This is a genomic window from [Flexibacter] sp. ATCC 35103, from assembly GCF_001975985.1.
GTDB lineage: Bacteria > Bacteroidota > Bacteroidia > Flavobacteriales > Flavobacteriaceae > Flavobacterium.
Genome location: NZ_MTQF01000004.1, coordinates 340,107 through 363,837 on the forward strand (window position 1 = coordinate 340,107; position 23,731 = coordinate 363,837).

13 protein-coding genes and 2 tRNA genes are annotated in these 23,731 nt (G+C 34.8%); 9 read left to right on the forward strand and 6 right to left on the reverse strand.

Translation table 11 applies throughout. The features are described 5' to 3' along the window. Window positions 1–71 precede the first annotated feature (71 nt). Window positions 72–923, forward strand: a complete 852-nt coding sequence (locus tag BXU01_RS09530; RefSeq protein WP_083692958.1) for a neutral zinc metallopeptidase — start codon at window positions 72–74, stop codon at window positions 921–923. A gap of 172 nt (window positions 924–1,095) precedes the next feature. On the opposite strand, the gene BXU01_RS09535 is transcribed toward BXU01_RS09530, so the two are convergent. From BXU01_RS09535 to BXU01_RS09555, 5 genes are all read right to left on the reverse strand, one after another. Further along, a tRNA-His gene (locus tag BXU01_RS09535) sits at window positions 1,096–1,169 on the reverse strand. 475 nt (window positions 1,170–1,644) lie between these two features. Next, window positions 1,645–1,718, reverse strand: a tRNA-His gene (locus BXU01_RS09540). Window positions 1,719–1,794: 76 nt separating this feature from the next. Then, window positions 1,795–2,511: a bacillithiol biosynthesis deacetylase BshB1 gene (bshB1, locus tag BXU01_RS09545; RefSeq protein WP_083692959.1), complete on the reverse strand. Its 717-nt coding sequence runs from the start codon at window positions 2,509–2,511 to the stop codon at window positions 1,795–1,797. 83 nt (window positions 2,512–2,594) lie between these two features. Next, entirely contained in the window at window positions 2,595–3,659 is a 1,065-nt protein-coding gene (locus BXU01_RS09550) for a chorismate-binding protein (RefSeq protein ID WP_083692960.1), read from the reverse strand. Between the two features lie 3 nt (window positions 3,660–3,662). Beyond that, the gene (locus BXU01_RS09555) at window positions 3,663–4,094 is read right to left on the reverse strand and encodes a PaaI family thioesterase (RefSeq protein ID WP_083692961.1); all 432 of its coding nucleotides are present in this window, start codon (window positions 4,092–4,094) and stop codon (window positions 3,663–3,665) included. 258 nt (window positions 4,095–4,352) lie between these two features. Between BXU01_RS09555 and BXU01_RS09560 the strand changes: the two genes are divergently transcribed. From BXU01_RS09560 to BXU01_RS09585, 6 genes are all read left to right on the forward strand, one after another. After that, window positions 4,353–5,867 (forward strand): hypothetical protein, encoded by a 1,515-nt coding sequence (locus BXU01_RS09560; RefSeq protein ID WP_083693286.1) that lies wholly within the window; start codon window positions 4,353–4,355, stop codon window positions 5,865–5,867. 360 nt (window positions 5,868–6,227) lie between these two features. Then, window positions 6,228–8,093, forward strand: a complete 1,866-nt coding sequence (locus BXU01_RS09565; protein ID WP_083692962.1) for an endonuclease — start codon at window positions 6,228–6,230, stop codon at window positions 8,091–8,093. Between the two features lie 391 nt (window positions 8,094–8,484). After that, the gene (purL, locus tag BXU01_RS09570) at window positions 8,485–12,138 is read left to right on the forward strand and encodes a phosphoribosylformylglycinamidine synthase (RefSeq protein ID WP_083692963.1); all 3,654 of its coding nucleotides are present in this window, start codon (window positions 8,485–8,487) and stop codon (window positions 12,136–12,138) included. A 331-nt stretch (window positions 12,139–12,469) separates the two neighbouring features. Beyond that, a complete protein-coding gene (locus BXU01_RS09575; protein ID WP_083692964.1) occupies window positions 12,470–14,872 on the forward strand; it encodes a TonB-dependent receptor domain-containing protein in 2,403 nt (800 codons plus the stop codon). Between the two features lie 134 nt (window positions 14,873–15,006). Beyond that, entirely contained in the window at window positions 15,007–15,438 is a 432-nt protein-coding gene (locus tag BXU01_RS09580; RefSeq protein WP_083692965.1) for a hypothetical protein, read from the forward strand. 179 nt (window positions 15,439–15,617) lie between these two features. Then, window positions 15,618–17,396: a long-chain fatty acid--CoA ligase gene (locus tag BXU01_RS09585; RefSeq protein WP_083692966.1), complete on the forward strand. Its 1,779-nt coding sequence runs from the start codon at window positions 15,618–15,620 to the stop codon at window positions 17,394–17,396. A gap of 92 nt (window positions 17,397–17,488) precedes the next feature. Here BXU01_RS09585 and BXU01_RS09590 read toward each other — a convergent pair whose 3' ends face one another. After that, window positions 17,489–18,070 (reverse strand): hypothetical protein, encoded by a 582-nt coding sequence (locus tag BXU01_RS09590; protein WP_083692967.1) that lies wholly within the window; start codon window positions 18,068–18,070, stop codon window positions 17,489–17,491. A 1,221-nt stretch (window positions 18,071–19,291) separates the two neighbouring features. On the opposite strand from BXU01_RS09590, the gene BXU01_RS09595 reads away from it, so the two are divergent. Continuing rightward, complete coding sequence (locus BXU01_RS09595) at window positions 19,292–22,384, forward strand: DUF6493 family protein (RefSeq protein WP_083692968.1); 3,093 nt, start codon at window positions 19,292–19,294, stop codon at window positions 22,382–22,384. A 5-nt stretch (window positions 22,385–22,389) separates the two neighbouring features. Further along, window positions 22,390–23,718: a hypothetical protein gene (locus tag BXU01_RS09600; protein ID WP_083692969.1), complete on the forward strand. Its 1,329-nt coding sequence runs from the start codon at window positions 22,390–22,392 to the stop codon at window positions 23,716–23,718. The last annotated feature ends 13 nt before the right edge of the window (window positions 23,719–23,731 follow it).

Below are 23,731 nucleotides of genomic sequence, written 5' to 3' on the forward strand. Positions count from 1 at the left end.
TGTGTATCTCCTAAAAAATATATAAATTCGTACAAGAAAAAAAATATAATAAACTAAAAATACACTATAATATGAAGTGGTTAGGCAGAAGACAAAGTGATAACGTAGAAGACAGAAGAGGTGTTTCCGGTGGTAAGGTCGCTCTTGGAGGCGGAGTTATTGGTATCATTATTTTATTATTAAACGTATTTGGAGGTGAAACCGGTCAAACCGTAGGAAATGTTTTGGAGCAAATGCAAGGCGGACAGCAAACACAAACCGAAGCTGCAGCTCCGTTAAGCAAGGAAGATGAAGAAATGGGAAATTTTGTCAGAGTTATTTTAGCCGATAATGAAGATATCTGGAACAAAATATTTGCAGAAAACGGTATGAAATATAAGAATCCTAAATTAGTACTTTTTAGAGGTTCTGTAAATACTGCCTGTGGTGGTGCATCATCTGCTTCGGGTCCGTTTTATTGCCCGGGCGATCAAAAAGTCTATATGGATTTAGGCTTCTTTGAGGAGCTAAAAAATAAATTTGGTGCCAAGGGTGGTGATTTTGCAATTGCGTATGTTATCGCGCATGAAATTGGGCATCACGTACAGACTTTATTAGGAACCTCAGCAAAAATGCGTCAGGAACAAGAAGGAAAAAGCGAAGCCGAAGCCAATAAACTTTCGGTAGCATTAGAACTACAAGCTGATTTTTATGCCGGAGTATGGTCACATTACAACGAGAAAAATTTAGATGTTGGTGATATTGACGAAGCTTTGAGTGCTGCAAATGCCGTTGGAGACGACGCGATTCAAAGCAAAATGCAAGGACATGTTGTGCCGGATTCCTTCACACACGGAACATCTGAACAAAGAATGTACTGGTTTAAAAAAGGTTTTAAAACCGGAGATATCAAGCAGGGAGATACTTTCGACGAAATACGATAATTCATAAACCAAAAATAACAACCAAAAAAGCATGACTTAATCGTCATGCTTTTTTTATATTTTTTTCCATCTAATATAGATGAATTTTCTATATCCGGTTTAATGTTTTATGGGCTAAGAAAATTATACGCACAAAAAAAGCCTTGAATTTCTTCAAGGCTTTAAATTTCTGGGTGGCTGACCGGGTTCGAACCGGCGACCCGCGGCACCACAAACCGCTACTCTAACCAGCTGAGCTACAACCACCATTTTTGCTTAGCGAGTGCAAATATACAACAAAGGTTTATTTATGCAAAAAAAAGGCTTTAAAAACCGGAGATATCAGGCAAGAAAATGGTTTTATAAAACAATACATTTCACAAACTAAACCGTAACAATCAATAAATCAATATTTAAACATTGATCTTTTTTTTGATTTATTTTTAAATTAAATAAGTGATTTAAGTTCGTTTTAGATAATGTATTAACGAAGATCCTCATTCTTTATTTCGAAAAACGGCAAACCAGACGGAAATGTTATGATGAAATGATTGTCCTAGCCCCGATAGAAGTGGAAATCCTTTTGTGGCGGCGTTCGCCACAAAAGATTGGAATGTATAGCGGGATTAGCTCCTAAACAAAAAGATTATATTTTATGATAGAAATTGAAATGACAAAAAACGTTCAAAAAAATAAATGCACAAAAAAAGCCTTGAATTTCTTCAAGGCTTTTACAATTCTGGGTGGCTGACCGGGTTCGAACCGGCGACCCTCGGCACCACAAACCAATACTCTAACCAGCTGAGCTACAACCACCATTTTTCTTTGCGGTTGCAAATATACAACAAAGGTTCGCTTCTCCAAAGAAAAAAATGAAATTTTTATATCAAAATTACATCAAATCTTCTAAGCTATTGACTGCCAAACATCTTTCGACAGTAAAACCTTCTGCAAAATCTTTACCAACTAACCTTCCTAAGTCCTGCGCACGATAATTTAAGCTTTCCATAAAGTTTTTACTTGTAATTGGCGTAGTAGGTTCTTTTGAATTTGGATCATAAAATTGCGTTTTATACGCCATGACAGCTTCAATTTTCTTGTCTTCAAATCCTGTAATATCGACTACAAAGTCTGGTTCGATATTTTTCCACTGAATATAATGGTATACGACTTTTGGTCTCCATGCTTCTTGTTGTTCTCCATCTATAGCAGTTTCAATTTTCATCAATCCTGATAAAAAGCAAGCATCAGATACTAATTTGCTTCCTTTACCGTGATCGATATGGCGATCATCAATAGCGTTGCATAACACGATTTCAGGTTTGTATTTTCGAATCATTTTTATGACTTCTAATTGGTGCTTTTCATTATTGGCAAAAAAACCATCACGCAAACCTAAATTTTCACGAACTAAAACCCCTAAAATTTCAGCCGCATCTTTTGCTTCCTGATCTCTGGTTTCTGCCGTGCCGCGAGTTCCTAATTCACCACGCGTTAAATCAACAATACCTACTTTCTTGCCCAGAGATACTTCTTTTAAAATTGTTCCCGCACAACCCAATTCTACATCGTCCGGATGTGCACCAAAGGCTAATATATCTAATTTCATTTTTTGTCTTTTGTTTTTTTTGTTTCAAGTTTTACGTTTCACGTTCTCTTAGCAACTTGAAACGTGAAACTTTAAACTTCAAACTATTTTTTCAAAACTCTTTTCATCGTCATTGACTTATTCACGCTTTCCTCCCATTCTTTTTCAGGAATACTTTCTTTGGTGATTCCACAGCCCATATATAAAATGGCTTTGTTTTCCTGAATTTGCATGCTACGTAAATTTACAAATAAATCAGAACTAATATCATTATGTGCAAAACTGCTGTTTAATTCACCCAGAAAACCGGTATAAAAAGTTCTGTCGTAATTTTCGTTTTCTATGATAAAGGCTTTTGCTTTTTTCTTTGGCAAACCACAAACCGCAGGAGTTGGATGCAAAGTATCAATGACTTCTTCCAGAGTCGAATTATCATTTAAAACTCCTGAAATATCAGTTTTAATATGCCATATTGAACCCGCTTTTACACTGTATGGCTCTGTTACATTCACTGAAGAAGCAACTTCGCGCAATCTTTTTACAATAAAATCAGTTACATATTGCTGTTCGTCTTTTTCTTTTTGCTGCCACGAAATTTCAGCTTCTAAATTGGCTTTTTGAGTTCCCGCCAAAGCTGTAGTTTCAAAAACACTTCCGTTTGCCTTTAATAATTGTTCCGGTGTTGCTCCCATCCAAAGTCCAACTTTTGGATGAAAAAAACAATACGAAAAAGTTGTTGGATATAATTCGATCAAATGCTGAAAAGTCGTTACAAAATCAAATTCGGCAAGATCAACTTTTTCGCTTCTGGATAAAACTACTTTTTTGAATTCATCGTTTTTGATGGCTTTAATTCCTTTCGAAACTAAATCTTCATATTGTGCTTTCGCATCTGAATCAAAATTTAAATCTTCGATTTCGATCGTATCAAAAGAAGTTTCGTCTTGTTCTGCTGTTATAATTTCAGACTCGTTCTCCGGAATCAAAATCAGTTGTTTTTCATCAAAAGAAGCAAATACAAAACCTTTTTCTTTATAATTAAAGATTTTATGCAACGTATCATTTTGCTGTAAAAGCCCAAAAATATTTCTGGAATTGGGTTTAGAATACATTACAAAAGGCAATTGCTTTTCGTAATGTTTTTTTATTTTAGAAAAAAAGTCATTCATGTTCTATTCTGTTTTCTTTTTTTCTAAAACCATATTCGTCAGTTTGCAAAGCGATATGAGATTTCCGGCTTCGTCTGTAATTTTAATTTCCCAAAGATGAATACTTCTCCCTTTATGGATGATTCTTGCCGTCCCGAAAACCCAGCCTTCACGAATACTTTTTAAGTGATTGGCCGAAATCTCAATTCCGCGTACTTCTTGTTCTTTTGGATCGATGAAAAAAAATGATGCTGCACTTCCCACACTTTCTGCCAAAGCCACAGATGCACCTCCATGCAAAAGTCCCATTGGTTGGTGAACTGACGGATTTACTGGCATTTTTGCTGTCAAAAAATCTTCGCCGGCATCTATATATTCTATTTTTAGCGTTTCCATTAGCGTGTTTTTAGAAAACTCATTACAACGCGCTAATATTTGCTCTTTTGTATAATTCATTTAAATCAGGCTTTAAAATCGTAAAATTAAAGAAAAGAAGAGATACAAATTAGAAAATCCAATTCTAAATTAAAAATCATCTGCAAGCGTGTAAGTTTTTTGTTATTTTTACAAAAACAATCAATATTTGTCTGCGGAAGAAAATTTATTTTTTTCGCCACAGATTATCACAGATTATCACAGATTATTATTTTTTTGCCCTTGAGCAGGAAATCATTAAAATCTTTTTTAATCTCTGGCAAAAAACAAACCTATCAAATGCGTCAATACTTTATACTTTTTATTTTTGGTTTACTTATAACTTTCGGCTCTTGCAGAACTGATTTTGATACCGTTGCCAGTTCCGGAGATTTAAAGTTTTCAAAAGATACCGTATACTTAGATACTGTATTTAAAAATATTGGTTCAAGTACGTATCAGCTTAAAGTATATAACAAAAGTAAAGACGATATTTCGATTCCTGTGATTCAGTTAAAAAACGGATTAAACTCAAAATACCGAATGACGGTTGACGGAATGAGCGGAAATAACGGAAAAATCTTTAAAGATATTACGCTTTTAGCCAAAGACAGTTTGTATATTTTTATAGAAACTACAGCAGATATTACAGATGCAAATCCTGCAGATTTTTTATACACAGATCAAATTCAGTTCGATAGTGGCGCAAATCTTCAGGAAGTGGCGTTGGTTACTTTGGTTCAGGATGCTGTTTTTCTTTATCCAAAACAAAATCCTGACGGAACTAAAGAAAAAATTAAAATAGACGGAAAAGATGTTGATGGTTTTTATCTAAATGAAAGTGACGCTGTAAATGGAAATGAATTGCTTTTTACCAAACAGAAACCGTATGTGATTTATGGTTTTGCAGGCATTCCTGAAGGTAAAACCGTTACTTTTGAAGCCGGTGCACGAGTTTTTTTTCATGCTAATTCAGGACTTTATGTAGACAATCAGGCATCACTTCAAATCAACGGTACGGCATCTGTAACTGATAAACTGGAAAATGAAGTTATTTTTGAAGGTGACCGTTTAGAATCTCTTTACGATGATATTCCCGGACAATGGAACTCCGTTATTCTTGCCAAAGGAAGTAAAAATCACTCAGTAAATCATCTTACACTAAAAAATGCTATTACAGGCTTAAACATAAAAAGCCCTGATAATACAACTACAATTCAAATAAAAAATACACAGATTTATAATTGCGCGGAATATGGAATCCTGGCTCAAAATGCCCATATTAATGCAGAAAATATTGTAATCAATTATGCTGGTTTAGCAAGTTTATCCTGTGTTTATGGCGGAAATTATATTTTCACGCATTGTACCTTCAATAATAATTGGCAGGGAAGTTCGCAGTTTGCCGTTAATTTAAGCAACAGTTTAGCCGGAGCAACACCGGAAACAAATCCTTTAACTCAGGCAACTTTCAATAATTGCATTATTTATGGTTCAGGAACCAACGAATTTAATTTAAGTAAAAATACAAATACTGCTTTCGTTTATCAATTAAACAATTGTTTATTAAAATTTAGTTCTACTTCAAATCCTGATTATCAGTTTAAAACCGATGTGGCGCATTACAACCAAATCATCTTAAATGAAAATCCTAAGTTTTTGAATGTTTCAAAAAACAAATTCAATATCGACAATACTTCTGCCGCTTTCGCGAAAGGGAATCCTGCTTATATAATTCCGTTAGACATTATTGGGGCAACCAGAACTTCTCCACCAGATTTAGGCGCTTATCAAAATGCGGTATTTCCTAAATAGTTTTGTTTTCACCATATAAGTGATATAAGTTAATTTAAGTTTTTTTTGCTCGTAAACTCACGAAGCCTCAATATTTTTGAATACACATTATATGTGCTATTTGTCATTTCGATCCCGAAGTTTCGGGATCGAAATAACAAACTTAATGATAAAAAAAACTTTGCGACTTCGCGTCTTTGCGAGATTATTTAAAAAACTTTCAAAATGTACTTATACAACTAAAAGTCAAAGAGTAAGAAAATTTTTCTAAAATTAAAGATCACTTAACACAGTGTATTCTTAAAAGTAGTATTTTTGATACAATTAATAAATTAGACCTTTAGAATTCAATTTATTAAACCCAAATCTTAAACTATTTTTATGAAAAAAAACTACTCTTTGCTCTTATTGATTTTTGTTACGCTGGGTTTTGCCCAAATACCTTCAGGCTATTATAACACAGCAACCGGAACAGGTTACACCTTAAAAACTCAATTGTACAATATTATTAAAGATCATACTAATAATGGTTATGCCGGTTTGTACACTACTTATCAAACCTCCGACGTTGATAATTTCTACGAAAATGACGGAACTGTTTTAGACATGTACTCTGAAAATCCTTCAGGAACAGATCCTTACAATTACAGTACCGGAACCACACAAAGATGCGGAAATTACTCTGCAGAAGGCGATTGTTACAATAGAGAACACATTATACCTCAATCTGTATTTAATGAGCAATCACCAATGGTTGCTGATGCACATTTTATAACTCCAACCGACGGAAAAGTAAACGGAATGCGTTCTAATTATCCACATGGAACTGTAAGTTCTGTAACTTACACTTCACAAAATGGAAGCAAATTAGGATCAAGTTCTGTATCTGGATATTCAGGAACTGTTTTTGAACCTATAAATGCTTTTAAAGGTGATATTGCCAGAATGTATTTTTATTTTGCAACCCGATACGAAAATAACATTGCCGGATATTCTTACCCAATGTTTGATGGCTCAAGTAATAAAGCTTTTACAACTGCCTTCTTAAATATGCTCTTAGCCTGGAACGCACAAGATCCGGTAAGCGCGAGAGAAATTGCCAGAAACAATGCCATTTACGCACGTCAGAATAATAGAAACCCATATATAGATCATCCGGAATATGTAAATCAAATTTGGGGTGGTACTGCACCTTCAGGAGATACTCAGGCTCCAACAGCTCCTGCAAGTCTGGCTTCTACAGCAAAAACAGCGACTTCAATCACGGTTGCCTGGAATGGTTCTACAGATAATGTTGCCGTGACTGGTTATGATGTTTATGCTAATAATGTCCTGAAAAACACAGTTAGCAATTTAAATTACACCATTACAGGATTGACTGCTTCAACAAGTTACAGCGTTTATGTTAAGGCAAGAGATGCGGCAGGAAATACTTCCGGATCAAGCAACGTAATTTCTGTTACAACAAATGCAAGCGGTGGAACCGGCGGAACGGCAAGCGATATTTTATTCTCTGAATACATAGAAGGATCCGGAAACAACAAAGCCCTTGAAATCGCCAATAATACCGGAAGTTCTGTGAGTTTATCTGCTTATACGGTAAAAAAACAAACCAATGGCGCCGGATCATGGAGCACAGGTTTAGCATTAAGCGGAACATTAGCAACGGGAAGTAAATTTACGATTGTAAACAGCTCGATGTCATCAACTTGTTTTGCAACGAGTTCTGCAAATATCTCGACAACAGCAACTGAATTGACTTTTAACGGAAATGACGCTGTAGGTTTATTCAAAAATGGAGTTTTGATTGACATTATAGGAACTTTTAATGGCGGAACTGCCAACTTCGCTGCTGATGTTACTTTAAGAAGAAAATCAACAGTAACTGCTCCAAGTACAACATTCAGCCTAAGCTCACAATGGGATTCATACGCAGTAGATACTTGCTCTAACCTGGGCGCTAAACCGGGACAAACTCTATCTGTTGAAACTCCGGAAGAAACCATTACTGAATTGAGAGGCGTTATTTTATATCCAAATCCATCTCACGGAAGCTTTACTATTTACTTTGACAATACAAGTTCACCATATTCTATCGAGATAATTTCTATATTAGGTCAAAAAGTATTTGAGAAATCAAACATTACTGATTCATTATCTACGATAAACAATTTGCCAAAAGGCATTTACATTGTTCGTATTAATAAAGATGCTGAAACTTTTGCAAAAAAAATCATTATCAACTAATTAAAACGAGTGCTTACTAAAGTAAAAGCGGCAATATTGCCGCTTTTTTTATTTTACTAAAGTTTTAAAATTAATCTTTCCCGCAGATTTGGCAGATTGAGCAGATTTAAATTGATTCGGATTTTATCATAAATCTGCATAAATTTTTTATTCAGTTTTGTAATCTGCTCAATCTGCCAAATCTGCGGGAAACAAAAAAACTTTACGTCTTTGCGACTTTGCGAGATTAAAAAAAAATGTTTGTGAGATAGACGCACTGCTGTGCGTCTCTACGTATGTAGGATTCAAAAAAGCACCGCATATATTTTTTCAAAAGAGTTTGTTTTCAAATTTGCGCTTACTATTTATTTACACTAAATTTGCACCTCAATACAACAAACTACACATCACAATGATCCATTTCTTTGAAAACCAAAGCAAAACTGTTTTTGCCGTACAAACGCAAAACGAAATTTCGGCTCAAGACATTTCAAAACTAAACTGGCTTTTTGCCAACTCTAATAAGATCGAAAAATCCGCGCTGTCGGATTTTTTTGTTGGTCCTCGTGCCACTATGATCACACCCTGGAGTACAAATGCTGTAGAAATCACTCAAAATATGGGTATTCCGGGCATTATCAGAATTGAAGAATTTCATCCTGCAACGGAAGATTTTACCGATTTTGATCCGATGCTTTCACAAAAATTCAATCAATTAGATCAGGAGATTTTCACGATTAACGTTCAGCCTGAACCAATTCTGGAGATCGATGATATTGCGACTTATAATAAAGTTGAAGGTTTGGCTTTAAGCCAGGAAGAAGTAGATTATTTAGACAATCTTGCTGTAAAACTAGGAAGAAAGTTAACCGATTCTGAGATTTTTGCTTTCTCACAAGCAAATTCAGAACACTGTCGTCACAAAATCTTCAACGGAACTTTTGTAATTGACGGTGAAGAAAAAGAAACTTCTCTTTTTAAATTAATCAAAAAAACATCACAGGAAAATCCTAACGATATAGTGTCTGCTTACAAAGACAACGTTGCTTTTGTAAAAGGACCAAAAGTCCAGCAGTTTGCACCAAAAACAGCTGACAAACCTGATTATTACGAGATAAAAGAATTTGATTCAGTTTTATCTTTAAAAGCAGAAACGCACAATTTCCCAACAACTGTAGAACCTTTCAACGGAGCTGCAACAGGTTCTGGAGGAGAAATTCGTGACCGTTTAGCTGGAGGACAAGGTTCACTTCCATTAGCTGGAACTGCAGTTTACATGACGTCATATTCTCGTTTGAATGATGACAGAAAATGGGAAAATGCTGTTGAAGAAAGAAAATGGCTGTACCAAACTCCAATGGATATTTTGATCAAAGCTTCAAACGGAGCTTCTGATTTTGGAAATAAATTCGGGCAACCATTAATTACAGGTTCGGTTTTAACTTTCGAACATTCAGAAAACGACCGTAAAATTGGTTACGATAAAGTAATCATGCAAGCGGGCGGAATTGGTTACGGAAAATTAGATCAGGCAATCAAAAAGAAACCACAAGAAGGCGATAAAATCGTAATTCTTGGTGGAGAAAATTATAGAATTGGTATGGGTGGAGCTGCGGTTTCATCTGCAGATACCGGAGCTTTTGGTTCAGGAATTGAATTAAATGCAATCCAACGTTCAAATCCTGAAATGCAAAAACGTGCTGCCAACGCGATTCGTGGTTTAGTAGAAAGTGACAATAACCCAATTGTTTCGATTCACGATCACGGAGCTGGAGGACACTTAAACTGTCTTTCTGAATTGGTGGAAGAAACCGGTGGATTAATCGACTTAGATAAATTGCCTGTTGGAGATCCTACACTTTCTGCAAAAGAAATTATCGGTAACGAATCTCAGGAAAGAATGGGATTGGTTATTGGTCAAAAAGATATTGATACTTTACAAAGAATTGCTGACAGAGAGCGTTCGCCAATGTATCAGGTTGGAGATGTAACGGGAGATCACCGTTTTACTTTCGAATCAAAAACTACAGGTTTAAAACCAATGGATTATGCTTTAGAAGATTTCTTCGGAAGTTCTCCTAAAACGGTTATGACGGATAAAACTATCGATAGAAAATATGCTGATGTTGCTTACAACGCAGGAGATTTCGAATCATACTTAAAAGACGTTTTACGTTTAGAAGCTGTTGCCTCAAAAGACTGGTTGACCAATAAAGTGGACCGTTGTGTTGGTGGAAAAGTTGCTAAACAACAAAATGCAGGACCATTGCAATTGCCTTTGAATAATGTTGGGGTTATGGCGCTGGATTATTTAGGAAAAGAAGGAATCGCGACTTCTATTGGCCACGCTCCTATCGCTGCTTTGATTGATCCGGTTGCAGGAAGTAGAAATGCTATCGCCGAATCATTATCAAACATTGTTTGGGCACCAATTAAAGATGGTTTAAAAGGAATTTCATTATCTGCAAACTGGATGTGGGCTTGTAAAAACGAAGGTGAAGACGCTCGTTTATACGCTGCTGTTGAAGGTTGTTCCGATTTCGCAATCGAATTGGGAATCAATATTCCGACAGGAAAAGATTCACTTTCGATGAAACAAAAATATTCAAACGACGAAGTAATCGCGCCGGGAACGGTTATTATTTCGGCTGGAGGAAACTGTACAGATATTAGAAAAGTAGTTGAACCGGTTTTACAGAAAAACGGAGATTCTATTTATTATATCAATTTGTCTCAGGATGATTTCAAATTAGGAGGTTCATCTTTTGCACAAATCAGGAACACAATCGGAAACGAAACTTCTACAATTAAAGACGCTTCTTTCTTCAAAAATGCTTTTAATACCGTTCAGGAATTAATCGGCGAAAGCCAAATCTTAGCCGGACACGATATCGGAAGCGGTGGTTTAATTACCACTTTATTAGAATTGTGTTTTGCTGATGTAAATCTTGGAGCAAAAATTGATTTCAGCGCTTTCGCGGAAAAAGACTTATTGAAAATCCTTTTCGCTGAAAACATCGGAATCGTTTTTCAGGCTAAATCTGATGCAGCTGTTGAAGCTAAATTAAAAGCAAACAATATCGAATTTTTCAAATTAGGAAAAGCGACAACTACTGAGACTTTAGACCTTGGACTTTGGACTTTAGACATTAAAAAGTACAGAGATATTTGGTTTGAAACTTCTTATTTATTAGATCAAAAACAATCTAAAAACGGAAGAGCTCAGGCACGTTTCGAAAACTATAAAAATCAGGTTTTACAATATACTTTCCCAGTGCACTTTACAGGAAAAAAACCAGTAATCGATGCTTCAAAACCAAGACCAAAAGCAGCTATTATCCGTGAAAAAGGAAGTAATTCTGAGCGTGAAATGGCAAATGCTATGTACTTAGCAGGTTTTGATGTAAAAGATGTTCACATGACGGATTTAATTTCTGGTCGTGAAACGCTTGAAGACATTCAGTTTATTGGTGCAGTTGGAGGATTCTCTAACTCTGATGTTTTAGGTTCTGCTAAAGGTTGGGCCGGAGCATTTTTATACAACGAAAAAGCAAAAACAGCTTTGGATAAATTCTTCAAAAGAGAAGATACTTTATCTGTTGGAATCTGTAACGGTTGCCAATTATTCATGGAATTGGAAGTGATTAATCCGGAGCATGAAGTTCACGGAAAAATGCTTCATAACGAAAGCCAGAAACACGAAAGTATCTTTACATCTGTAAAAGTACAAGAGAATAATTCGGTTATGTTATCAACTTTGGCCGGAAGTACTTTAGGAGTCTGGGTTTCACACGGAGAAGGAAAATTTAATTTGCCTCTTGCGGAAGAAAACTACAACATTGTTTCTAAATATGCTTACGAAGGTTATCCTGCAAACCCTAATGGTTCTGATTATAACACAGCAATGATGTGTGATAAAACCGGAAGACATTTGGTTATGATGCCTCACATTGAGCGTTCGACTTTTCAATGGAACTGGGCTCATTATCCAAAAGACAGAAACGACGAAGTTTCGCCTTGGCATGAAGCTTTTGTTAACGCAAGAAAATGGATTGAGAAAATCTAAAAAATATATTTTTACTAAAAGCGCCCGATAAATTCGGGCGCTTTTTTTGCCACGACCCGAGCGATAGCGAACAGGCGAAGCAATTTCACGAATTAGCACGAATTATTTTTTAATTATTTGCGCTAACTACAAATAAATGAACAACTTTTAAAATCATTTTAATCCTTTAATCTGTGGCATTTTTTTGCATAATTAATTCGTGCTAACTCATGAAATTCGTGGCGAAAAAAAACTCGTGGCAAAAAAACACTTAAACTACTCTAAGCCTAATTTAATGATATCTTAAGGTACTTTAAGAAGCTGTATTTACTGGGATAAATATCTTTGTCTCATGAAAAAATGGAGTCAAAATCTATCGCTTTTAAGTATCTTATTTATATTAAGTCAATTTTCATTTGGACAAAACTCTTCTATAAAAGGAACTGTTTCTGACGGAAAACTTCCTGTGGAATTTGTAGATGTTATTTTAAAAAATGCAAACGATTCTACAAAAGTTGCAAGTTATACTGTTACGGATGCTTCCGGAAGTTTTGATTTAGAGAATATAATTTCCGGTGATTATCAATTATCATTCAGATTAATTGGGTTCAAAAGTATTTCTCAAAAAGTAAAGCTTAACGGTTCTCCTCTTTTTATAGGAAATATAATTTTACAAAATGACACTAATTTACTGAATGCTGTTATTGTAAATTCCCAGAAAAAACAAATCCAGAAAACAGACGAAGGTTTTGTTTTTAATGCTGTTTCGAATATTTCTCAATCCGGAGGAACAGCGACAGATATGCTAAAAAGTATTCCTACGGTTGCCGTTGATGCAGATGGAGGAATAACACTGAGAGGAAAATCGCCTATGATTTTAATCAACGGAAAAAATTCTGCCATTACCAATATGGATCAGATTGCAGCAAGCAGCATTGAAAGCATTGAGGTGATTAGTAATCCTACGGCTAAATATGATGCAAATGCAGAAAGCGGAATCATCAATATCAAGCTAAAGAAAAACAATCAAAATGGTATTAATGGCGCTGTGGTTTTGGGCAGCGGATTTGGTGCAAAGGGAAGACTGAACAGTTCTGTACTTTTAAATCAGAAAACCGAGAAATGGAATTTTGGTTTAGGTTACGACAATCGATTTGCGGGAAGAACAAAAAAGATAAAAGGCGAAAGAATTAATAATTTTATTGATGATGAACATTTTATCAATCAAAACAGAAATGACGAACGAACTGAAGGATTGCAGAATCTAAAACTGAATATTGATTTTTCGCCAAACGATCGAAACAGCTTTTCGTTTGAAGCTTTGGGCAATATGGAAAGTCAGGATAATGATGAAACTTTACACACTCAGGTAAACACTAGTACAAATCAGTTTTACTCCTATAACAGAAGACATTCTCTAGAATTAGAACGTTCAAAAGTGGGCGAACTGGCTTTTAGCTATGATCGCAAATTTACTGATGACCGCAAAAACCTCAACGCCAGTATCACTTCCTCTTTTAATAAACATAGGGAAAATACCAATATTGACACTTTTAATTATGATCAGTATAATACTCAGATTGCTGATGCTTTTTTACAAAGAACACACAATTATGAGCATGAAAATATATCTAATGCTATTGTAAATTATACCTTTCCTATTTCTGAAAAATCAATTGTAGAAACGGGTTATAAAGGAACTTTTCGTTTTTTTAATTCTGATTTTGAAAGTGCTGATTTTACAAATGGAGAATATGTAATAAATCCGCTAGCGAGCAATAGTTTTAAATTCAACGAACAAATAAATGCAGTTTACGGAATGTTGAATTCTTTTATGGGTGATAAAGAGAACCCAAAATGGAAATACAATCTGGGATTGCGTGCAGAAAATGTTTCTAACACCGGAGCAACGCTAAATAATAGTGATCGTTTTAATAATGATTATCTAAAACTTTTTCCTTCGGCATCATTGCAAATGAATTTATCTCAGGATGAATTTGTGAAAATTGGCTATAGCAAACGTATTAATCGCCCGGATTTAGATGATTTGAATCCTTTTGTAGATATTACAGATGCCCTGAATCCTCATGGTGGAAATCCGTATCTAAAACCTGAGATCATACATATTACCGAAATGAGTTATAATAAAGACTGGTCGAAATACTCGTTTTCTACGAATGCTTTTTACAGAAATGCTACTAATACGATAAAACAATATGCAGAACTACAGGATAATGGAGTGATTTTGCTGCAGCCTCGTAATATAGGAAGTACCATAACGTATGGTTTGGAAACTATTTTTAGTCTAAAACCAATTGGGTTTTATGACGCCAATATTAGCATAACAGCTTTTGAGCAGAATATTGATGCTTCAAATCTGGCGCAAGATGTTGTAAATAGCGCTTTTAGCTGGTACGGAAAAATTATCAATAATTTTGCTCCCTGGAAAGGCGGAAAACTACAAATAATTGGTAATTATAATTCGGCATTGGCAACTCCGCAAGGAAAAAGAATTCCTATTTATAATGTTGATATGGGTTTTCAGCAAAAGATTGGTAAAGGAAATGCGCGTTTAGGATTAGTGGTCACAGATATGTTCAACACACTTGAAAGCGGCTATAAAAACAATACGTTGTTATTTAGTAATAACAGAACTTCAAAATCAGACACTCGTGCAATAATGCTAACTTTTGCTTATACTTTTAAGTCTGATTTTAAAGAAAAACTTTTGGAAAATCAATTTTCTACAGAGTAAAATTATTAAGTAAATAAAAATTTCATTCTTGTAATTCAGATTCATTTTATTTATGAAATTTGAACTATATTCGCCAAAAAAAATCTGCCACCAAATTTTTTTTACGTTTCAAAGAACACTTAAACCTACATAGAATGAAATCAATACATTTATTGCTTATCACGTTATTTTTTGTCTCTGCACAATCCTATTCTCAAGTTCAGGTTGACCAAATTACCTATAACGGTCGTGATCATTATATTACAACTACTATTGGTTATCCTGCTCCGGGAACTTATATCCCAACAGGTCAAAAAGCACCAAGTACGATTTTAAATCCGGATGGAACAGGTATAATTCAGGCAGATGATTTGACTAAAACAAAAATAAACTGGGGAATCGAATGTACTGAAGAAGGAATTCCGGTTTTTAAAGAAGGTTTCAATAGTGCATCTTATACATTCTGGTATAGAAATAACGGAAGTGAAGCCTGGAATTATTCTCAATTCTCTATTCATTTTACCAAGAAAAAAATGTTTTTAATGGGCGAAAGAGTAAAAGATTATGTAGATTATAATGTGCAATAATCTTAATTGATATTTGATCAAATTATAAGATTTTCTCTGTATTTCAAAAAATTACTACAAAAAAGAAAACGTTTTCGTAAAATTTCTATATTACCTATAATTTTTCCCATAAAATTGTATAAAATTAAAAATCATACCTAAATTTTATTTAATTTGCGGTAAAATTCAATATATTAAACATGGTTTCAATCACACGCCTTTTTGATTTTCCCTATTATCAACAAGAAACTTACAACCTTCCAGTTGCTTTGGCAACCAAAAAAAATGGAGTCTGGGAAAAAACATCTAGCCAGGAATATATTGCAAAAGCTAATGCTGTTTCCAGAGCATTATTACGTTTGGGGGTTCAAAAAGATGATAAAATTGCCTTAATTACCTCAAATAATCGCAGCGAATGGAATATCATGGATATTGGTATTCTGCAAACCGGAGCTCAAAACGTTCCAATTTACCCAACAATTGCCGAAGAAGATTACGAATACATATTAAATCACAGCGGCAGTATTTACTGTTTTGTGTCTGATGAAGAAGTACTTCAAAAAGTAAATGCTATAAAAGCAAATGTGCCTGCGTTAAAAGAGGTTTACTCGTTTAATGAAATTGAAGGCTGCAAACACTGGTCAGAATTATTGACGCTTGGTGAAGACGAAAGTAATCAGAACGAAGTTGAAACAAGTAAAGACAGTATCAAAGAAGACGATTTAGCTACTATTATATATACCTCAGGAACGACAGGAAGACCAAAAGGGGTTATGCTGTCGCACAAAAATATTGTGTCTAATGTTTTAGACAGCGCACCAAGAATTCCGTTTGATGCAGGAAAAAGTACCGCGTTAAGCTTCTTGCCTATTTGCCATATTTTTGAAAGAATGATTTTGTATATCTATCAATATTATGGTGTTTCTGTTTATTTTGGAGAATCGATTGATAAAATTAGTGACAACTTAAAAGAAGTACGACCTACAGTAATTACAGCTGTACCGAGACTTTTAGAAAAAGTTTACGATAAAATTTATGCTAAAGGAAGTGAATTGACCGGCATCAAGAAAAAACTATTTTTCTGGGCTATCGATTTAGGTTTAAAATATGAGCCATACGGAGCAAACGGTTTCTGGTATGAATTTCAGTTAAAAATTGCCCGCAAACTTATTTTCAGTAAATGGAAAGAAGGATTGGGAGGTAATTTAGACTTAATGGTTTCAGGAAGTGCTGCTTTACAACCCCGCTTAACGAGAGTTTTTGCTGCTGCCGAAATTCCGGTTATGGAAGGTTATGGTTTATCTGAGACATCGCCTGTAATTGCCGTAAACGACCAAAGAAATAAAGGTTTTAAAATAGGAACCGTTGGAAAAGTAATTCGTAACGTTGAAGTTAAGATTGCACAAGACGGAGAAATCCTTTGCAAAGGACCCAATGTAATGTTGGGATATTTTAAGGATCCTGAAAAAACTGCCGAAGCCTTACAAGACGGATATTTTCATACCGGAGATATTGGAGAAATTGACAGCGAAGGTTTCCTGAAAATTACAGACCGTAAAAAAGAAATGTTCAAGACTTCAGGCGGAAAATATATTGCACCTCAATTGATTGAAAATGCCATGAAACAATCTCGTTTTATTGAGCAAATCATGGTGATTGGTGACGGAGAAAAAATGCCTGCAGCTTTTATCCAGCCAAATTTTGAGTTTGTAAAAGAATGGGCAAAGATTCACAAAATAACTTTAGGAAGCAGTAATGCAGAAATTAGTGCAAACCCTGATGTAATAAAACGTATCGACGAAGAAGTAGAAGGAATTAATGAAAAATTTGGTCATTGGGAAAAAATCAAACGTTTTGAGTTAACTCCGGATGTTTGGTCTATCGATGGCGGACAATTGACGCCAACTTTGAAACTGAAACGTAAAATTATCAAAGAAATTTACAAAGATCTTTACGCTAAAATCTACGATCATAATTAAATCAAAATAATATAACCAAACGGAAAACGGCTGTCTACAAAGACAGCCGTTTTTTATTTCACGAAGATTTCTCTCAATTGAACAATGGCGTTCTAGCCACTTGAAAACCTTGGGTTTCCCGGATAGCTTTCCTGATCTCTTTTCTTAGAAAACAGCGTTGCGAAATTTGAAAAAAGATTTCTTTGTTTAGGATATTCTCCTGATTTTTCATTTTTATCTTGTCCAAAACCCGCTATTTCTCTTCTTTTCTTCTCTGGTCGAACAACCGGTTTAGCATTGTAGCTATTTTCAACTTGTTTTGCATCTTCGATTCTACACATTTTATTAAAGTTTTTAAAAGGACGCGGTTGAAAATCAACCATAACCGCTGCCAGATTTATTGCATCAATATTCGATGGATCTGTTTCACCTTTAAAAAAGGTTTCAATAGGTCTGAACTTATCTTTTTGCTCCTTAAATTTATTCTTTTTGGTATGATCGAAATCAATAGAAAATAAATTTCTAAAAACATTCAAGTCATCCTGAGTTGCGTTGTTCTCGAAAATAAGCCAGCAAAAATCACGTAGTTTTCCACGAGAAGGGCTGTACAAATAATCGAAGTATTCGCCTTCTTTTTCGATCTCATATTTATTTCTGATCGCTTTTTTGTATTGGTCTAATGTATTGTTATTCATAATATTTTATTTTAATTGGTTAGTTATTGTTAATCTTAGGTAATTTGCCACTAAGGCTCAAAGACACTAAGGTTTATTTTTTATTTTTACGAGATAATCACTCGCTTTTTTGTTTCATCAATATTTTGTCTGTCTCTCGCTAAGACGCCAAGTCGCTAAGCTTTTTACTTTGAATCTTTGCGCCTCTGCGACTTTGCGCGAAAATCATTTACGGATTACTTTTTCAGTCTGTTGCTAAGTCACTAATTTTTTTAATTCAGTTCTTTATAAAAAATCTTTGTGCCTTAGTGCCTTCGTGGCAAACTTTATTTTTTTTGCATAAAAAAAGCACCCGATTAAAGGTGCTTCATGAGATTGCATAAGATATGTATATCCTACTGCCATTCATGCACCTGTATTGTAAAACATCCCAAAACGAATCCTGGGGCGTGTAATTCTGTACTATATGAGTTATATTTAAAATCCATTTTGTTTTTATTTGTTGTGTTGTATTTATTCTATTGTATGTTTAAATCATTGTTGTTTGAAATTCTATCTTCAGATTTCTTCGACAAAGATATAGTGTAAAAGATCAATTATCCAAATCATTTTTAACATTTATTTTACTGACAATCAATCACTTATAACCAAAAAAGAGCATAAGAATTCCTGTCCGCATACTTGAGCAGATTCTTAATTATATCAATTGATTGTATCTCACCAGATTACTTTTCAAGATTATATTTTGCTATTAGATTTAATCATTAAATTTTGGTTCATTATTTTTTTAATTATTTTTAGTCAACTGTTATTTTCTATCATTTTCTATCCTAATAAGTAATCTATAATGTCGTTTTTCGACTTTATGCAATCTCACAAAAACAAAAAAAGCGCCCCGAAAAGGACGCTTTTATATATTTATGTTGATTTTGTAACTATCATTTACACTTCAATTCATTAAAATACATATCACATCCTGAACCTTTAGCAAGAACAAATCCGGCTAAAAGATCACTATATTGTCTTTCTGACAAGTTGATATTTATGTTTTTCATTTCCATTTCAGGTACAAATCTACAATATATTTTAACATTTCTAAAATATTCTCACATAATTATTTATAAAACGGAGACGAATTTTAACCAAAATTTTCATTTAAAAACACTGATAAACCTTAATAATTTTATATTTTTGAGAATATACGCACACTTTATTTTTTATCAATACAGTCCCTAAAATAGCATGAAAAAATACCTCAAATACATCGACGGAAACTCTGATAAGTTTTGGCAAATTGAAGTTACAGGATTAGAATATACTGTGACTTACGGAAAAAACGGAACATCAGGAACTTCTCAAACCAAATCATTCTCTACAGACGAAGAATGTCTGAAATCAGCAGAAAAAATACTGGCCGAAAAAGTTAAAAAAGGATATTCAGAAACTGGTGACGCTGCTGTGGCTTCAAAACCCAAAACAGCTAAAAGCGCTAAATCTGATGAAGTTCTGGAAGAATATGAAGCTATTGTAAAAGCTAAAAATATAGATTTATTACTGCCTCTTCTTAAAGAAAAATCTAAAGGAAATATTGAAGCCCTAAAAAAGCTGATAAAAAAAAGCAAACGTTATTTTATGACCTATACAGATCTTACAAAAGATCCGGGTTATGCAAAAAAAGACAAACACGATTATGGCTGGGGAACCCGCGGCGATAAAAAGCAAAGCGATATTATCATACTTAGCGCCATCGCCTTATTTGATAAAACCGAAATTAATTCCTGGGATGAAGCATTGAGTTTATTGAACGAGCTTGACGAAAAAAAACAAGTACTGGAAGTTTTACAGTGGGCAAAACCCAACTGGCTTGACACTTTTATTTTAGATAAAGTAAAAAGACAAGATTGGGTAGGTTTCAATTATCATACGCTGCGAAAATTAGAAGAACAAGGTTTAATGCCATTTAATCCTGAATTATATGCCTTAGCACTTGCCGCGACAAATGAGTGGCGCGCAAAAGTAAAAACACGGGCTTTTATCAATAATTTACTAAAGGACAAACTCGCTTATGAAAGGGATATTCCGGAATTATTTAATTATGAAACGATTCTGCACAATAGTTATTTCAGAGATAATGACTCGCAAAAACACGATGAATATCTAACTTGGGCAGTTGTTTATCAATCATTATTAGAAGAGAAAAAGATGGATCGTGCTTTTTTTATCGAAAATGCCATCCTGATCCAGACCAAAGAATGGAACAATAACCTGAAATCTTTTTTTAGAAAAAGAATCGAAGAATTTAATCTTACTGCTGACGAACTTATTATTCATCAGGAAAATATATTCTCGTATTTGCACAATCCGTATCCACCAATAACGAGTTACGGAATTGAACTGATCAAGAAAATTTACGATCATCCAAAATTCAAAACCAAATCATTTCTGGAATGGCTTGAACCGCTAATGATGCGAAGTGATTGCAAAGCAGCTATTAAAAATGTTTTGCCAATTCTGGAAAAAATCACCAAATCAAACCCGAAATTAAGCCCATCAATTGCTGCTATCATTGCAGATATTTATGTCATTGCAGATCTGGCGCTGCAGGAACGTGCTACCAAAATTATTACCAAAATTGCGAACGTAAAAGATAAAGTACTCAAAGAGAAATTATCATCGTATGTAACGCTGATGCAGGGAAATATAAAATCAGGATTGACGCAATTTATAGATGAAGATTCCTTGACAATTGATGATTCTGCACTTGAAGAATATACATTTAATCCTCAAAAAGAGTTATTGCTTAATGAGGAAGTTCAATTGCCAAAGGATTGGAATGATGTTGTTTTTCAGTTTGGAAATTTCATCAATTCAGAAGAAACCGTAGATTCAGAAATTCTATTGAATATCTATATTTCACAAAGAGATTTATTTCCGGCAGATTATGCTTCGCAATTGCAGCCTTACGAAAAACAATTGCAGAAACATTATTTTGAAGCCGTTCATAAAAATTTTGTGAAAGCATTTTTACAAAACAAAATAGCAAATATCGATAACAGGTTCAACAGCAAAGTCAATCATTATTCTAAGATTAATACCCTTACCTTAATGCAGTCTTTGATGGAAAAAGTACAGCAAAAAATAGATTCAGGCTCTACTTTGCCCCTGCTTTCTTTACCGAGTCATAAACCATATTGGGTTGCTCCAAAGGTTTTACTGGAAAGAGTTATTGCGTACCAAAATACCAATGAAGAAATTGATTCTGTCGATTTAGCAATTGCAATTGTACGTATGCCGAGAGAAAATGTAGCAGAAGCGATTCCGTTATTAGATAAAATCGAAGGCGAACTCAAACAATTATTATCATTTTGCCTGGGCGTAAATGAAAAAGTCGAATTAGATCCTACATCTTTATTCTCGAAACTTCTGGCAACAATGGGTAAAACAACCAAAGAAACCGGAAATTTATCGTTATGGGCGGTTGCGGCAAGAACTTTTTATCCGGACAATACTTTCCCTGAATTTGAGAATACGTATCTAAAAGAGATTCCGTTTGTGGTTGCTCCTTTTCAACCTCAGCTTAAGTTTAAGGAAAAATGGAACGAATGGACGAATTACAAAACCAAAGAAAAAGAGAGAACGCCGTCGTGGTATGAATTAAGATTCGACTTGCCTAATTATGCTAAAATTCCTAATTATTTGCTGTACAGCCTTGATATCTATCAGCGATCAAACAGTTGGGATTATCTAATAAATTATGCCGGAAATACCTATTACTGGCACAGTCTTACACCACAAAACTCAGATGCGCTGACTTTGACTTTATTACAAAATTGCGGAACTGCCGATGGTGCAAAACCGGAATTAAAAGGTTTTCTGGACGTAATAAACCGACCAGAATTTAGATTCTCAGACATTAGTTTGCTTTTGTATGCGTGTTGCTTTTTTCAGGAAAAGAAAGATTTACGATTAATGGCATCCGAAGTTTTGATTCAGCTAATCGAAAAACAAGCGATTGACATTGAACTTTTTGCCCAGAAAATTGCCTATCTCGCAACCGAAAAATATGGTGTGTTTTTAAGATTGGTCGACGGGTTAATCGCCATCAAGGATGTTTCGTCCTTGCATAATGATGCTTTATTGAAGTTGTTGAACTCATTTTTTTCAACTCTTGATTTAAAAGACAAGTTGCCAACCAACTTCAAGAAAATTATAGAAAACTATCTTGATATTTTAACCAAAACAAATCAGAAACCATCTGCTGAGGCAATTGTTTTCTTTGAGCAATGGAAAGATAACGCATCGCTTAAATCATTGATTAAGCAAATTTTAAAATAAAGAAAATGACAGATCTAGAATATAATTATAAAGGAATTTCGACTTACAGTAAAACCAAAGGCATCAACAATCTGGTTCTGGCGCACCAAACCGAAATTGAAGAAGTCAATAACATTCCGTGTTTTTTCTGGGGAAGTTTGACTGATCCTTACATTACCGCAAAATGCTGGACTACGATTGCCAAAGTGGTTCGTTCCAGTTTTGGATCAATTCCGCCAAGTCTTCGCGATCCTATTGTTTCAGCAGGATCTGAGCGATTGCGTTTCGAAGGATTTTCGTCTTGCAACGGTGTTTATGTGCGACTCGACATGAAACCCGAAGCCATCGACGGAGAATTTATCGCGAACGGAACGACAAATGTCGACTTTAACGACCCGATGCTGAATGCGTTAAACGCTATCCAGAAAAACGAAAAAGTAACCCTTGCCGTTGGTCAGCAGGATGTTCAGGTAATTACCAGCAAAGCAAAAGTGACGGAAAAAAAAGTGACTTTGCCCATGCGCTGGATAAAAGGTTTAACAAGCGTTCAGTTGTATCTGGCAGATATGGATATTAAGTTTGAATTGAATAAAATTCAGACCATTCAATTGTTTCAAAGTTTACCAAAAGGAGCTGTAAAAGGTGATTTTTTCATAACCAAAAGAGCCGGAAAATTTATGTTTTCTACTTTGGCAACAGCCGATAGTGTTAGAATTGGCGGTGTACAGCGATTACGATTATTAGAAGGAATTCTGGCCATTGTAGATAAAATTTTCATCTACGAATCATCAGACAAGCAAACTTGTGCGATTGTGGCCGAGTTTGGAAAAATGCAGCTTCTCATGGCTTTTTCTCCTGATTCGTACCGAGGATTTTCGGGAGAAGGAAATGTCCTCGAAACCATGACCGAAAACCTGCCAATAGAATGGGTTTACGGTTTGAACAGTTTATTAAAATCAAACGAAACTTTTGACCCAACAATGCTTTCTATCGAAAATGATATCGATTTTGGCACAATGGACAACCTGACTTCAAATTTATCATCGATGGGATTATTGGGTTATGATTTGAGCGAAAAGGCGCATTTTTACCGTCGTCTTCCGTTTAAGACTGAACGTATTTTATCGCTAAACCCAAGACTTAAAAATGCAAAAAAACTAATCGATAACGAAGACATCGAAATCGTAGAGCGAAGAGCTGATTATATCGAAGCCAAAGTAAAAGGTTCAGGCGTTTTGCACAAAGTAATAATCGACCACAATTCGCAAAGATGTACTTGCGACTGGTTTACGGCTTATCAGGGCAAAAGAGGAATTTGCAAACATATTTTGGGAGTTAAGATGATGGTTTCTTAGAAATGATAACTTT

Excerpts from the sequence above, each read along its gene's own strand:
- BXU01_RS09560 (WP_083693286.1), top strand. The coding sequence starts at position 4,353 with ATGCGTCAATACTTTATACTTTTTATTTTTGGTTTACTTATAACTTTC.
- BXU01_RS09580 (WP_083692965.1), top strand. The coding sequence starts at position 15,007 with ATGAAATCAATACATTTATTGCTTATCACGTTATTTTTTGTCTCTGCA.
- purL (WP_083692963.1), top strand. The coding sequence starts at position 8,485 with ATGATCCATTTCTTTGAAAACCAAAGCAAAACTGTTTTTGCCGTACAA.
- BXU01_RS09575 (WP_083692964.1), top strand. The coding sequence starts at position 12,470 with ATGAAAAAATGGAGTCAAAATCTATCGCTTTTAAGTATCTTATTTATA.
- bshB1 (WP_083692959.1), bottom strand. The coding sequence starts at position 2,511 with ATGAAATTAGATATATTAGCCTTTGGTGCACATCCGGACGATGTAGAA.
- BXU01_RS09585 (WP_083692966.1), top strand. The coding sequence starts at position 15,618 with ATGGTTTCAATCACACGCCTTTTTGATTTTCCCTATTATCAACAAGAA.
- BXU01_RS09530 (WP_083692958.1), top strand. The coding sequence starts at position 72 with ATGAAGTGGTTAGGCAGAAGACAAAGTGATAACGTAGAAGACAGAAGA.
- BXU01_RS09590 (WP_083692967.1), bottom strand. The coding sequence starts at position 18,070 with ATGAATAACAATACATTAGACCAATACAAAAAAGCGATCAGAAATAAA.
- BXU01_RS09555 (WP_083692961.1), bottom strand. The coding sequence starts at position 4,094 with ATGAATTATACAAAAGAGCAAATATTAGCGCGTTGTAATGAGTTTTCT.
- BXU01_RS09600 (WP_083692969.1), top strand. The coding sequence starts at position 22,390 with ATGACAGATCTAGAATATAATTATAAAGGAATTTCGACTTACAGTAAA.
- BXU01_RS09565 (WP_083692962.1), top strand. The coding sequence starts at position 6,228 with ATGAAAAAAAACTACTCTTTGCTCTTATTGATTTTTGTTACGCTGGGT.
- BXU01_RS09595 (WP_083692968.1), top strand. The coding sequence starts at position 19,292 with ATGAAAAAATACCTCAAATACATCGACGGAAACTCTGATAAGTTTTGG.
- BXU01_RS09550 (WP_083692960.1), bottom strand. The coding sequence starts at position 3,659 with ATGAATGACTTTTTTTCTAAAATAAAAAAACATTACGAAAAGCAATTG.